Below are 14,391 nucleotides of genomic sequence, written 5' to 3'. Positions count from 1 at the left end.
TTTCCCTACCCTACATACTCAAGTTTTTTATTGTCACGGAATACGTGATCAATCGTTCCGCCACCCAAACACTCGTCACCGTCATAAAAAACTACAGCCTGACCAGGTGTAATCGAGCGAACGGGCTCATCAAAGATGACCTCTGCACGATCGTCTCCGAGCAGACGAACAGTTACTCCTGTATCTTGTTGACGGTAACGGAATTTTGCAGTGCATTTAAATTCCGAAGGTTTTTCATCATTTGTTGTAAATGAAAGTGTATCTGCAATTAAGCTGGTTGAATACAACGCTTCGTTTTGTGCATTTTGCCCAACATACAAGACGTTACGTTTCAAGTCTTTGCCGACTACAAACCAAGGGTCTCCTGCTCCGCCGATTCCAAGACCGTGGCGTTGACCAATTGTGTAGTACATTAAACCATCATGTTTCCCGACCGCTTGCCCTTCCATCGTTTCCATGACGCCTGGTTGTGCTGGTAAATAGCCACTTAAGAACGTTTTGAAGTCGCGTTCGCCAATGAAACAGATTCCCGTTGAATCTTTTTTCGTAGCGGTTGCGAGACCTTGTTCTAAAGCGATTTCACGCACACGTTTTTTCTCCAGTTCTCCGATTGGGAACAATACATGTTTGAGCTGGTCTTGATTCAATTGATTCAAGAAATACGTTTGGTCTTTGTTGTTGTCAACACCACGAAGCATGCGGAACTGACCATCACGTTCTTCAACACGTGCATAGTGCCCAGTTGCTAAGTAGTCTGCGCCAAGCGCCAATGCGTGCTCAAGAAATGCTTTGAATTTTATTTCTTTGTTGCACATAACATCTGGATTTGGTGTACGGCCTGCTTTGTATTCATCTAAGAAATACGTGAAGACTTTCTCCCAATACTGCTTTTCAAAGTTGACAGCGTAATACGGAATACCAATCTGATTACACACTTTAATAACGTCATCATAATCTTCTGTCGCTGTGCAGACACCATTTTCGTCTGTGTCGTCCCAGTTTTTCATGAAGATACCGATGACATCGTATCCTTGCTCTTTTAATAAATAGGCCGCGACCGAGGAATCTACGCCACCGGACATTCCGATGACTACGCGTTTGCCTTTTGTTTCTGTCATAGTGTTCACTTCCAAATCGATGCCGGCTTGTTTAATACACCAGCTATTTTTTCAGCAGCTTCTGTTAGCTGCTCTTTTGTTGTTCCGAGACCCAAACTAAATCGTACAGATGATCTGAGCTGGGGTGCCTCTTCTCCAAACATCGCTACTAGTACATGCGAAGGATCTACAGCCCCTGCTGTACATGCAGAGCCGCTTGATGCATCGATGCCCGCTAGGTCTAATTGGATGAGGAATGTCTCAATGTCCGTGTCTGGGAAAAATAGATTGCAAATGTGGGGAAGCTGATCAGCATCCTTCACATTAAGGGAATAGTTTACATCAAGACGCGTCAATTCATCAAGAAAATGCTTCTTTAAAGAAAGAAGAGCCAGATGCGACTTAGAAAGCGTTGCTTCTTTTAAAAGGGCGGCTGTTGCAAAACCGACGGCTAATGGAATCGCTTCTGTCCCTGCACGACGTTTTCGTTCTTGTTGACCACCATGTGAAAGTGGACGTAATTTCGTTCCAGTTCGCTGATAAAGAAATCCTATTCCTTTAGGTCCGTTGATTTTGTGTGCACTTGTACTGAGCAAGTCTACCTGAAGGTCTGTGACATCGATTTCAACGGTTCCATATGCTTGTACAGCGTCTGTATGAAAGACCGCTTGATGGTCTTGAACGAGTTTAGTAAGTTCATCAAGAGGTTGAAGTGTTCCTACTTCATTATTCCCGTACATGATTGTGACTAAAATCGTGTCGTCACGGAGTGCTGCTTGGAGAGAGGTTGGATGCACTCGCCCCTGATTGTCGACAGGCAAATACGTCACTTCAAAACCTTCTTTTTCAAGTTGCTGACAAGCATGAAGAACAGCATGATGCTCCACAGAAGTTGTGATGATATGCTGTCCGAGATGTTTGTTGGCATACGCTGTTCCAAAAATAGCAAGATTGTCCGCTTCCGTACCACCACTTGTTAAGATGATCTCGTTCGGGTGCGCTTGAATAGTTGTAGCTAATTGGTCACGGGCCATATCGAGCTGTTTTCGCGCACGTCTTCCCGTCTCATGGATACTGGATGCATTGCCGAAACACTCTGTATAACTACTCGTCAGTGCTGCAATGACCTCTGGATGCACGGGGGATGTTGCAGCATGATCTAAATAAATACGTGTCATTATAAATCTCTCCTAAATATAAAACATATATGCGTCCGAAGTGAAAGGATCATCTGAGTGGTCAGCCAAGTCGCGAATTGTCGTGGTATCTAATACATTCTTAACTGCATCACGAATACGAATCCATAGTTCACGTTGTGCAGGTGCTTCGTCTTCAATTCCTTCAACAGGTTGAATCGGTCCTTCAAGCACGCGAATCACGTCTCCGGCTGTAATTTCTTCGGAAGGTTTTGCTAATTTATAGCCTCCGTAGGCTCCTCGCACACTCTTTACAAGTCCTGAATTGCGAAGTGGTGAAACGATTTGCTCTAAGTAGGCTTCTGATAAATCATTGTCTGCTGCAATCTGACGCAGAGAAAGTGGTTTTTCGCCTTCATTTTTGGCTAATTCAATCATGATTGTGAGACCATAGCGGCCTTTAGTCGAGATTTTCATCTCTTTACACCGTCCGTTCATAAGTTAACTTTTCCGCTACAAGTATAGCATAATCTGCAATGGTTTTTCGATGAAATGAGCTGTACGTTCTGGTACACTAAAAAGTACAGATGTTCGATAAAGGAGGGACGATTATGCCATCAGGTGAACCACTTGCCTTTCGAATGCGTCCGAAAAAAATTGAAGAGATTGTCGGACAACAAGAAATCATTGGCCCGTCTACCGGCCTCTATCAAATGATTCGCAATGGGCATGTGCCGTCCATGCTTCTTTATGGTGAACCCGGAATCGGGAAGACGTCTCTTGCCTATGCAATCGCAGGTTCGTCCGATTTACCATTCATTGCACTAAATGCTACGACTTCCGGTAAAAAAGATATTGAAGATGTCGTGAAAGAATCCCGACTTACCGGAAAAGTCTTACTATTTCTAGACGAAATCCACCGGTTCAATAAACTGCAACAAGATACCCTGCTTCCCCACGTGGAAAACGGGTCGATTGTTTTGATTGGTGCCACAACAGAAAATCCGTATCATGATGTCAATCCAGCAATCCGATCACGTTGTGGTGAAATCAAGCAATTGAAACGAATCGAAAGCAGCGATATGGAATTACTTTTAAACCGAGCGCTTGAAGATTCGGAGCGAGGGTTAGGTAAATTATCAATAACCATTACACCCGAACAAGTGACCCAAATTGCAGAAGGTTCAAACGGGGATGCTCGCAAAGCTTTGACATTACTTGAATCAATTGTTGAAGCATCGGATGAAGAAGATGGAAAAATCGTGGTGGAAGACGCCCTTGTCTCTCAACTTGTGTCGCGCATTGGCGTGTTTGGAGATAAAAAAGGCAGTCATTTTTATAATTTATTGTCCGCTCTTCAAAAATCCATTCGCGGAAGTGACACAGACGCTGCGCTCTATTACACGGCCCACTTACTTGAAAGCGGTGACCTGGTGGCGTTCTCTCGACGACTACTCGTCATTGCTTATGAAGATATCGGCCTTGCCAATCCTGCTGTGGGTCCACAAGTTTTAGCAGCGATTCAGTCAGCTGAGCGATTGGGATTACCAGAAGCGCGTATACCACTCGCGAACGCGGTTGTTTTATTATGTTTATCGGAGAAGTCAAATTCCGCTTACAAGGCGCTTGATGCCGCGATAGCTGCTATTCACGCAGGAAAAACCGGCGACATTCCGATGCATTTGCGAGATGCGCATTACGGGGGTGCTGCGACTCTTGGCCATGTCGGGTATCAGTATCCACACGATACGAAAGTCGGCTCGTTTGGTGGTTGGGTAGATCAAACGTATTTGCCAGAGAAATTGGTCGGCACACAGTATTACGAGCCAATCGATGCCGGCGAAGAGAAACGTCTGGCATCGATTTACCGGAAGTTGGAGAGTTTTAAGAAGAAATAGATTAGAAATTAGCAGCATACACGATTTAGTGTGTGCTGTTTTTTTGATTTTCTTGGGTCGAGCGACTGTTCATCGCCTGAAAGTGGAATTTGTTCTACCGAAACCGGAATTTGTTCTACCGGATTTAAATTTGTTCTACCGAAGTCGTATTATGGAAACTAAATCACTGGAATCTTAAAAGGTGACAGGCACCAAATGGAAGTAGCTCCCAAATAGTGACAGGTACCAAATGGTAAATGAATCAAAAAAGCCTGTCCACAAATTTGCGGACAGACTCTATGCGTTAGTTTTTCTTCGACTTAACATCCATCACTGTATTGATTTCCACAGGCTCTAATATATCTCGAATGACCCAGCTCGCTGCAATCAGACCTGCTGCAGACGGAACAAAGGCATTCGAACTTGGTGGCATCTTCGCCTTGCGGATTTCTGCTTCCGGCTTCCCAACGGTCTTTACAACATCTTCCCGAACTACAATCGGACTTTCATCTGAGAAGATTACCGGAATTCCTTTGCGAATTCCTTCTTTTCGAAGTTTCAAACGAATCACTTTCGCAATCGGATCTGTGTGTGTCTTCGAGATATCTGCAATACGGAATCGCGTTGGGTCCATTTTGTTCGCAGCACCCATACTTGAAATAATTTTAATGTCTCGCTTCAAACACTCTTTCATTAGATGCACTTTGTAGATAATCGTATCTGACGCATCTATAACATAGTCGATACCTAAGTCGAAAAATTGCTCATACGTCTCTTCTGTATAGAACATATGCATATCAATCACTTCACAATCCGGATTGATATCCGCAATACGGTCTTTCATAATTGCTGACTTGCTCTTTCCGACTGTCGATAAATAAGCGACTAGTTGGCGATTGATATTTGTAATATCGACGTTGTCTTTGTCGACAAGAACGATTCGGCCAACTCCACTTCGTGCGCAGGCTTCTGCTGCAAATGAGCCAACTCCACCGATCCCTAAAATGGCAACGGTTGTATTTTTTAAGAGGTCTAATCCTTCTGTGCCGATCGCTAATTCATTTCTAGAAAATTGATGTAACATTATGATTTCACTCCAAAGTTTAGTTGTTTAGTCGGAATTAATCCGATAAAAAACCCCTCAGTCGAAACTGAAGGGAGAATAGACATAGTAAGACGAATCCCAAGCGTGCCGTCTCTGTAAAGCTATCGTTTTGAACCCGCACTCAGCAGGTGGGTGTCCTCTTCAATACGCCGAGGCGTCCACCGGAATGGCATGCTCTTAATACTGAAAGTCGGACTCCCGACGATAAAATGTTCGGTCAAAATCGATTAACAAGTCACGTACACATCAGGATTCGTATTACAGTTATAGTAGCACATGTTTTTTTGATGTGCAACTATCAGAAAGTCCTATTTACTGATTATTCTGTGAAAGGACCGAGATATGCAGATCATTTAATTGCGCCGTATCTACCGGGCTCGGTGCATCTGTAAGTACACAGCTCGCACTCGCTGTTTTCGGGAAAGCAATTGTATCACGAAGATTCGTACGTCCTGCAAGTAACATGACAAGGCGATCTAGTCCAAAAGCAACTCCTCCATGAGGTGGTGTTCCATATTCGAACGCCTCTAACAAGAAACCAAATTGTTCTTTCGCTTCCTCATCACTGAATCCTAGTGTACGGAACATCTTCTCTTGCATTTCACGCTCATAGATTCGTAATGAACCTCCACCAAGCTCAAATCCATTCAAAACAAGATCATACGCCTGTGCACGAACCGAAGCTGGGTCAGTTTCTAATTTGTCAGCATCCTCATCAAAAGGACGCGTGAATGGATGGTGGGCTGCAAAATAACGACCAAGCTCTGCATCGTATTCAAATAGCGGCCAGTTCACGACCCATAAGAATGCAAATTGGGATTCATCAATCAACTTACGCTCTTTTCCAAATTTCATTCGAAGTGCTCCAAGTGCGTCCGCTACAACTGACTTTTGGTCTGCAACAAACAGTAGTAAGTCCCCTGCTTCTGCTTCCATTGCAGCAATCAACTCTTCCCCTTTTTGTTCTGGGAAGAACTTAGCAATTGGACCTTTCACGCCGTCTGCTTCTACTTTTAACCATGCAAGACCTTTTGCCCCGTAACGACCCGCAAATTCTCCAAGTGCATCGATGTCTTTACGAGAATAATCAGCTGCCGCACCTTTGACCGCGAGTCCACGAACTTGACCTCCATTTGCAATGGCATTTTTGAATACACCAAAGTCAGAGTCTTTTGCAAGTGCTTCAAGATCTTTAATTTCAAGAGCAAAACGAACGTCCGGTTTATCTGAACCAAAACGGTCCATCGCCTCTTGATAATCCATACGTGGAAATGGCGTTTGCACGTCAATTCCCTTCACATCTTTCATCACTCGTTTCATTAAGCGCTCATTCAACTCGATAATTTCGTCCATTGACATAAAGCTCATTTCCATATCAATCTGTGTAAATTCCGGCTGACGATCCGCACGTAAGTCTTCATCGCGGAAGCAATGCGCAATTTGGAAGTACCGCTCAAAACCAGACACCATCAACATTTGTTTGAATAGTTGTGGAGATTGTGGAAGAGCATAAAACTCCCCATCGTGTACGCGACTAGGTACTAAGTAGTCACGTGCTCCTTCAGGTGTTGATTTTGTCAGAATTGGTGTTTCCACTTCTAAGAAATCCTCGTCTGCCAAAAAGTTACGCACTGTTTTTGTGATGTCTGAACGCATTTTGAATGTGTCATACATGACAGGGCGGCGAAGATCTAAGTAGCGGTGTTTCAAGCGCAAGTCTTCGTTTACGTCTGTTTGGTTTTCGATTGCAAAAGGAGGTGTCTTCGCTTCGTTAATCACTTCAAGCTCTGATACTTGAACTTCGATTTCTCCCGTTTTCATTGCTTTGTTGATTTGTTTTTCATCACGAGCGACAACTGTCCCTTTCACAGAGATTAGAAATTCACTGCGTAGTTTTTCAGCTTTTGTGATCGCTTCTTGTGAGAAGTCTGGGTTAAATACCACTTGTACGATTCCTGTACGGTCACGAAGGTCTACGAAAATGAGTCCACCTAAATCACGACGTTTTTGTACCCATCCAATCAATTCCACCTGTTGACCGATGGCTTGTTTTTCTACTTTTCCACATTCATGTGTGCGTTTCATCGTGATTCCTCCTTGTGTTTCTGTAAGTACGTAACGGCTTCAGTTAGAGCGACGAGTTGTTGTTCCCCTGTTGCCATGTGTTTGATTTGAACAGTTTGAGATGCGAGCTCATCTTCACCTAAAATGAAGACATACGCTGCTTTTTTACGATCTGCTGATTTCATCTGAGCTTTTAGTTTGCGATCCGCGTAATCCATTTCTGCGCTTACGCCTGCATCTCGCAGTTGTTTAACTAATCGCATCGCTTCCATTTTCGGAGCATCGCCAAGCGCAATAATGTACGCATCACTTGCTGACGTGTCTTCAAGCTCTACTTTTTCGGCTTCTAGTGCCAGTAACAAGCGTTCGATACTCATCGCAAACCCGATTCCTGGAGAGGAAGGCCCGCCTAACTCTTCAACTAGTCCGTTGTAGCGGCCACCACCAGCTAGAGTTGTGATTGCGCCAAACCCACTTGCTGTCGACATGATTTCGAATGCTGTGTGGTTGTAGTAATCTAAGCCACGAACAAGATTTGGATCGAGTTCATACGGAATTTCCAGTGCGTCTAAGTAGGCTTTTACACGGTCGAAATATGCTGCAGATTCCTCGTTCAAGTAATCGGTCAGCTTTGGAGCTGTCGCCATCAACTCGTGATCCCGGTCCCTTTTACAATCTAAAATGCGAAGTGGATTTTTTTCTAGACGTTGTTGACAGTCTCCGCAGAATTCATCGATGCGAGGGGCAAAGTGCGCAACAAGCGCCTGTTTATGTGCATTGCGACTTGCCGTATCACCAAGTGAATTCAATACTAGTTTCAAGTCTTTAAGTCCCGCTTTTTTATAGACATCCATCGCAAGTGCAATGACTTCTGCATCGACAGCTGGGTCTGCACTGCCGATTGCTTCGATGCCAAACTGGACGAATTGACGATAGCGCCCTGCTTGTTGACGTTCGTATCGGAACATCGGTCCCATGTAGTAAAGCTTGACCGGTTGATCAGGCTGCCCGAACAATTTGTGTTCGACATACGCACGTACTGTTGACGCTGTTCCTTCAGGACGAAGTGTCAGAGACCGATTCCCACGGTCTTCAAACGTGTACATTTCTTTTTGCACGATATCTGTAGTATCACCTACACCTCGTGTGAATAATTCCGTGTGTTCAAAAATGGGTGTACGAATTTCTTTGTATTGGTAGACGTTGCATGTGTCGCGAATGATGGTCTCAACAGTTTGCCATTTGTAGGACTGCTCCGGCAAAATATCTTGTGTGCCTCTAGGTACTTTGATCATATTCAAATCCTCCTTAGTAGTTGATATGCAGAACGCTATTATAGAAAAATTCCTCAGTTATAAATTCTTACCTAGGAAGTTTTTTGAAGTTGGACTAGTTTACGCCCTCGAGTTGCTGATTTGTGCCCTCAACTTGCTGGTTTGTGCCCTGAAAATCTCATTTTGTGCCCTGAGTCCTATTATGGAAACTATTTCAGGCAAAATCGACTGCAAACAAAACAGAAAGTGGTACGAAAAACAAAAAAGCCCCCGCCCCCCACGCATCATGCGCAAGGGACGAGAGCTATAAGCTTCCGCGGTTCCACCCTGATTGATCTACGAATAGATCCTCTTCATCACCTGGGTAACGGCCAGTTCCGTCTTCACCTACACCTTTTCAGGTTCGACAAAGCGCCTCACGAGTGTTGTTCACATGCACCGTCTGTAGAAAAGATTTCAGCCATGTCTTTTCCTCTCTTGTCAGCTCGTTGTACCTGCTACTTTCTCGATCATAAGCAATGTGTTCTTAATACTATACTTTATCTTAATGACGTATTTCCAGAAAGTCAATCTTTAATTTGAAATTGAACTAGATATTTGTTCTAGAACTAGGTACTATATAGAGAAGGAGGTCGATTTATGCAGAATTTTCGTACATATAGCATATATGCACTACTTTTTATCTTACTTATTGCTCCTCTTTCTGCTGCAGCACAAACAGTTGTCGTCAATACCGACTCACTAAAAGTCCGCTCAGGTCCTGGACTCACGTATGATGTGATAGGCGCTGTAAAATCAGCTGATGAGTTGCAAGTTATCGCTACTGAAAATGATTGGTATCAAATTGATTACAATGGGCAACAAGGATGGGTGGCTAGCTGGTTGACAACTGGTTCAACCGAAGCCGCAGTGAATCAATCAGCTGTCGTTCAAGTGAAAACATTAAACGTGCGAGCAGACGCTTCGACAAGCTCCGTGAAACTTGGACAGCTTGCTGAAGGGACGTCCATTGCGATTAACTCTGTGAAAGGCGACTGGCTTGAAATTACATACAATGGTTCTGCCGGCTGGATTCACAAAGACTATGTGCAACTAGTCGAATCTAAAACAACTGCTGCAGCTCCTCAGAACAATGGATTTGTTGTGCAAGTTGACGCGCTGAATGTGCGTACGAAACCTTCACTTGATTCAAAGAAAAAAGCAACCGTGTATCGCAATGAATCTTTCTCTGTTCTTTCTGTTGAAGGAACGTGGGTCGAAATCGAACTCGCAAATGGGGAAAGCGGATTTGTTTATAGTTTTTACGGAAGTTTTCAACAACAAGCACCACAACGATCAAATGTAACGGAAGAACCATCCGCTTCAACTGTAACTATTTTATACAATGGAACGAATCTTCGTTCAGGGCCTTCCACTGCGAATGATGTAACAGCTCGACTCGATGCAGGACAAAAACTTCAAGTGGTCAAATCTGTCAACGACTGGTATGAGGTACAAGTTGAAGGTCAGACCATGTTTGTTGCGAACTGGGTTGTCACAACCGGCGAAGTCGAAGCTGTTGAAGAAATAGAAGAAAAAGAAGTGGTTGACCGTAAACCTGGTACATTGAATGGATTGACGATTGTTTTGGATCCCGGCCATGGTGGAAATGATCGTGGGACAACAGGTTATTATGGAACGGACGAAAAAGGATTGACGTTGCCGACTGCTGAACTGTTAGCAGCAAAACTTGAAGCCGCGGGTGCGGAAGTCGTGTTCACTCGAGAGTCAGATGTATATGTCGGGTTACGCAAACGAGTTTCGGTTAGTCATCAACACGGCGCAGACGCCTTTGTCAGTATTCATTACGATTCAGTGACAGATTCATCTGTTCATGGCTTCACGACCTATTATCAACATGGCTTCCAAAAACCGCTTGCGGATCACATTCACGGTGCTTTGCAAAAGCGCTTGTCGTTGCGTGATCGTGGTGTACGAGAAGGCAATTATTTGGTGCTTCGTGAAAACCAGCAGCATGCAGTTTTACTTGAACTTGGCTATTTGAGCAATGCGACGGAAGAACGTCAAATTACAACGGCCCAGTTCAGAGAAACGGCAGCGCACGCTATTTATGAGGGGCTCATCTCGTTTTTTGATAGTGAGTTATAAAATTTAAAAAACGTCAAGCTCCACTCAACTTCAGTATTTCATAAAGAACGCCACTCGTAATCTTGCGAGAGGCGTTTTCATATGGAGATTCGGCAATTGTGTCGGGAGATTCGAGGTCTATTTTCGGTTGTTCGGCAATTGTGTCGGGAGATTCGAGGTCTATTTTCACTGCTTCACCACTTCCTGTTATTATGGAAACTATTTCGCTTGCGGAATGCCTCCCCTATACACTTTAAAACACACAAAAGGGAGTTTCTCCATTACGAGAGAACTCCCTTTTCATAATTATTTCTCTAGAATCAAGGTAACTGGCCCATCATTGATGAGCGACACATCCATCATCGCGCCAAAGATCCCAGTCTGAACTTCAAATCCATGTGAACGCAATTGATCATTGAAATAGAGCCATAGTGGTTCAGCGACTTCTGGTCGTGCTGCTTCAATAAATGACGGACGTCTACCCTTTCGAGAATCACCGTACAATGTGAATTGAGACACGGATAAAATTTGACCTGCCACTTCATCAAGCGATCGGTTCATCTTCCCCTCTTCATCTTCGAAAAGACGCAAGCCCGCAATTTTCGCTGCGAGCCAGTCTGCTTGTTGTTTTGTATCTTCGTGCGTGATGCCCACTAAAAGAGTATAGCCGTGCGTGATTTCCCCTACGACTTCTCCATCAACGGTCACCGACGCAGCTTTAGAGCGTTGCAATACAATGCGCATAAGACACCTCTTAGTTGATAATTCGTTGCACCGAGTAGACGTTCGCCAATTGCTTAATACGGTCTACAACACGGTGAAGATGTGTGATATTTGTTATTTTGATGGTTAAGTTAATTGTTGCAATGTCTTTTTCAGACTTGCCCGTAACCGCAGCGATCGTCGTTTTCGAATCCGTAACCGCCATTAACACTTCGTTCAAGAGGCCTGTCCGGTCGAATGCAGCGACTTCAATATCAACCGCATATTCTTTCTTGATATGTGTGTCTTGCTCCCATTCCACATCAATTAAGCGCTGTGAGCTATCGGAACCTTGTACGTTCGGACAGTCGGCACGGTGAACAGAGACTCCACGACCTTTTGTGATAAAGCCAACAATATCGTCTCCTGGGACAGGACTACAGCAACGCGACAAACGAATCAATAAGTTGTCGATGCCTTTGACAACGACACCCGATTCTGTCGATTTTTTGACAGGAGGTGACGCCATCGTTTTGTTAATCTTTTCAAGCGTCTCTTCGTTTTCGCGCTCTTTCCGCATTTTTTCTGCTAAGCGGTTGACGACTTGTTGTGCCGTGATTCCGCCAAAACCTACAGCTGAATAAAGGTCTTCTTCGTTTGAGAATGCATATTTTTCACAGACACGTTTTAAATTTTCAGCAGTGAGCACATCTTTTTGTTCAAAGTCTTGCGCGCGAATCTCTTTTTCAATCGCTTCTCGGCCTTTTTCGATGTTTTCATCACGTTGTTGTTTTTTGAAGAATTGCTTGATTTTATTTTTCGCCTGCGAAGACTGTGCAATTTTTAACCAGTCACGGCTCGGTCCAAAGGATTGTTTGGAGGTCAACACTTCGATAATGTCACCCGTTTTTAATTTCGTATCGAGTGGTACCATCTTTCCGTTCAGCTTCGCACCAATGGTCTTGTTTCCGACCTCGGAGTGTACGCGATAGGCAAAGTCGATTGGTACTGAGCCTGCAGGGAGTTCGATCACGTCCCCTTTTGGCGTAAATACGTAGACCATATCCGAGAACAAGTCGAATTTAAGGGACTCCATGAATTCCTCGGCATTCGACGATTCATTCTGGAATTCTAAAATTTCGCGGAACCATGACAATTTTTGATCGACAGATTCACGAGATGTTTCGACTTTTCGGCCCTCTTTGTACGCCCAGTGTGCCGCTACCCCGTATTCCGCAATATTGTGCATGTCTTTTGTGCGTATTTGCACTTCAAGTGGGTCTCCATTTGGACCGATAACTGTTGTATGGATCGATTGATACAAATTTTGCTTTGGCATAGCGATATAATCTTTGAAACGGCCTGGCATCGGCTTCCACAGCGTATGAATGATTCCGAGTACTGCATAACAATCTTTAATACTGTCGACTATGATGCGCATAGCAAGCAAATCATAAATCTCGTTGAATTGCTTCTGCTGAATGACCATCTTGCGGTAGATACTGTATATATGTTTTGGACGACCTGAAATATCCGCGTGGATGCCGACTTCGTCAAGTTGATCATTAATGTCATTCATCACATTGTTTAAATACGCTTCTCGCTCCGTACGCTTCTTCTTCATGAAGTTCACGATTCGATAGTATTGTTGCGGGTTTAAATAGCGAAGAGACGTATCTTCTAGTTCCCATTTCACAGTCGAGATCCCGAGACGGTGTGCAAGTGGTGCGAAGATTTCAAGTGTCTCATTTGCAATGCGGCGTTGTTTTTCTTCCGGCAAATGCTTGAGCGTGCGCATATTGTGCAGACGGTCTGCTAGTTTGATCAAGATAATACGGATATCCTGGGCCATGGCAATGAACATTTTGCGGTGATTCTCTGCTTGTTGTTCTTCTTTCGACATGTACTTAATTTTACCGAGCTTTGTTACACCTTCAACCAGCATCGCCACTTCTTCACTGAATTCCTTGACGATATCTTCGCGCGTGTATTCTGTATCTTCGATGACATCGTGAAGAAACCCAGCAGCTACAGTCTCTGGATCCATTTGCAAATCGGCTAATATGCCGGCCACTTGTATGGGATGAATGATGTATGGTTCACCGGAGTTTCGGAATTGGTTTCGGTGGGCATGTTCCGCCAGTTTGTAGGCTCTTTTGACGAATTCTACATTGTTGTCATTCATATAGTTTGCTGTGATGTTAAAGACTTCTTCGGCTGTTCGTATTTGTTCTTTTGCCATACCCACTCACCTGTTTCTTTAGTTTTCGACCTGAAGTTATAATCTCTATTGTAGTAAACTAATAGGGTTTATGTAAAGACGAAAAAAGCGCGTAATCTAAAACAAGATTACGCGCTATTGAAATCGAGTTGCAAACGCCAGAAACACGCTGCGGAATCAACCGCACCCGCAAAGGCTGAAGAACGCCTTCATGGGCACGTCTGATTTCCTCGGAATTTCTAGAGTGGTGTTTTCCACATCTAAAATTAATAGCTAATAAGGGTACGAATGTCGATACCTTTTAACTTGTCGCGACCGTCAAGATATGTCAATTCGATCATGAATGCAGCACCGACTACTTCTCCACCTAGTTGTTGGATTAAGTTTACAGTTGCTTCAACTGTACCACCTGTTGCCAATAAATCATCAACGATTAATACTTTTTGGCCTTTTTTAATAGCATCTTTATGCATCGTCAATGTATCTTTGCCGTATTCTAAACCGTAATCTGCAGAGATGACTTCGCGTGGAAGTTTTCCTGGTTTACGAACTGGAGCAAAACCGACTTCTAGTGCATACGCCACTGGGCAACCGATGATGAACCCACGAGCTTCTGGTCCAACAATAACTTCTGCGCCAACTTCTCTTGCGTATTTCACGATTTCATCTACTGCATATTTATAAGCAGGACCATTATCCATGATTGTTGTAATATCTTTAAAGCGAATGCCTTCTTTTGGCCAATTTTCTACGATTGTTACATATTGTTTCAAATCCACTGATTGTTC

General features: G+C 43.9%; 11 protein-coding genes, 1 other RNA gene and 1 other annotated feature. Of the genes, 2 read left to right on the top strand and 10 right to left on the bottom strand.

The genetic code is table 11. The features are described from left to right. Positions 1–5: 5 nt before the first annotated feature. Genes mnmA through cymR form a run of 3 tightly spaced genes read right to left on the bottom strand, consistent with a single transcriptional unit; the run spans position 6 to position 2,710 of the window. Positions 6–1,118 carry a tRNA 2-thiouridine(34) synthase MnmA gene (gene mnmA, locus AB5N96_RS02320; RefSeq protein ID WP_499704553.1) on the bottom strand — a complete coding sequence of 371 codons (1,113 nt, stop codon included), beginning with the start codon at positions 1,116–1,118 and terminating at the stop codon, positions 6–8. 5 nt (positions 1,119–1,123) lie between these two features. Further along, the gene (locus AB5N96_RS02315) at positions 1,124–2,275 is read right to left on the bottom strand and encodes a cysteine desulfurase family protein (protein ID WP_499704552.1); all 1,152 of its coding nucleotides are present in this window, start codon (positions 2,273–2,275) and stop codon (positions 1,124–1,126) included. A 12-nt stretch (positions 2,276–2,287) separates the two neighbouring features. Continuing rightward, a complete protein-coding gene (gene cymR, locus AB5N96_RS02310) occupies positions 2,288–2,710 on the bottom strand; it encodes a cysteine metabolism transcriptional regulator CymR (RefSeq protein ID WP_204590245.1) in 423 nt (140 codons plus the stop codon). 134 nt (positions 2,711–2,844) lie between these two features. On the opposite strand from cymR, the gene AB5N96_RS02305 reads away from it, so the two are divergent. Further along, a complete protein-coding gene (locus AB5N96_RS02305) occupies positions 2,845–4,131 on the top strand; it encodes a replication-associated recombination protein A (protein WP_499704551.1) in 1,287 nt (428 codons plus the stop codon). Between the two features lie 283 nt (positions 4,132–4,414). On the opposite strand, the gene AB5N96_RS02300 is transcribed toward AB5N96_RS02305, so the two are convergent. From AB5N96_RS02300 to hisS, 4 genes are all read right to left on the bottom strand, one after another. After that, positions 4,415–5,194, bottom strand: a complete 780-nt coding sequence (locus AB5N96_RS02300; protein WP_499704550.1) for a tRNA threonylcarbamoyladenosine dehydratase — start codon at positions 5,192–5,194, stop codon at positions 4,415–4,417. Between the two features lie 92 nt (positions 5,195–5,286). Further along, a non-coding RNA gene (ssrS, locus tag AB5N96_RS02295) (6S RNA) lies at positions 5,287–5,471 on the bottom strand. A gap of 56 nt (positions 5,472–5,527) precedes the next feature. After that, positions 5,528–7,300, bottom strand: coding sequence for an aspartate--tRNA ligase (aspS, locus tag AB5N96_RS02290; RefSeq protein ID WP_499704549.1), 1,773 nt, complete (start codon positions 7,298–7,300; stop codon positions 5,528–5,530). Then, positions 7,297–8,574, bottom strand: coding sequence for a histidine--tRNA ligase (hisS, locus tag AB5N96_RS02285; RefSeq protein WP_499704548.1), 1,278 nt, complete (start codon positions 8,572–8,574; stop codon positions 7,297–7,299). The genes aspS and hisS overlap by 4 nt, the downstream gene beginning before the upstream one ends. A gap of 269 nt (positions 8,575–8,843) precedes the next feature. After that, positions 8,844–9,075, bottom strand: a binding site (T-box leader). 117 nt (positions 9,076–9,192) lie between these two features. Here hisS and AB5N96_RS02280 point away from each other — a divergent pair. Continuing rightward, positions 9,193–10,701, top strand: a complete 1,509-nt coding sequence (locus AB5N96_RS02280) for an N-acetylmuramoyl-L-alanine amidase family protein (RefSeq protein WP_499704547.1) — start codon at positions 9,193–9,195, stop codon at positions 10,699–10,701. A 285-nt stretch (positions 10,702–10,986) separates the two neighbouring features. Here the strand turns inward: AB5N96_RS02280 and dtd are convergent, their stop codons facing one another. The 3 genes from dtd to AB5N96_RS02265 form a co-directional block, all read right to left on the bottom strand. Continuing rightward, on the bottom strand, positions 10,987–11,424 hold the full coding sequence (gene dtd, locus AB5N96_RS02275) for a D-aminoacyl-tRNA deacylase (RefSeq protein WP_499704546.1): 438 nt from the start codon (positions 11,422–11,424) through the stop codon (positions 10,987–10,989). A gap of 10 nt (positions 11,425–11,434) precedes the next feature. Beyond that, positions 11,435–13,624, bottom strand: coding sequence for a RelA/SpoT family protein (locus tag AB5N96_RS02270; protein WP_499704545.1), 2,190 nt, complete (start codon positions 13,622–13,624; stop codon positions 11,435–11,437). Positions 13,625–13,869: 245 nt separating this feature from the next. After that, positions 13,870–14,382, bottom strand: a complete 513-nt coding sequence (locus tag AB5N96_RS02265; protein ID WP_392453965.1) for an adenine phosphoribosyltransferase — start codon at positions 14,380–14,382, stop codon at positions 13,870–13,872. Positions 14,383–14,391 lie beyond the last annotated feature (9 nt).

This window comes from Chryseomicrobium imtechense, from assembly GCF_041475995.1.
In the GTDB taxonomy this organism is placed as follows: Bacteria; Bacillota; Bacilli; order Bacillales_A; family Planococcaceae; genus Chryseomicrobium; species Chryseomicrobium aureum.
The sequence above is the reverse complement of the archived record's forward strand: the minus strand, read 5'-3'. Positions and strand labels throughout refer to the sequence as shown.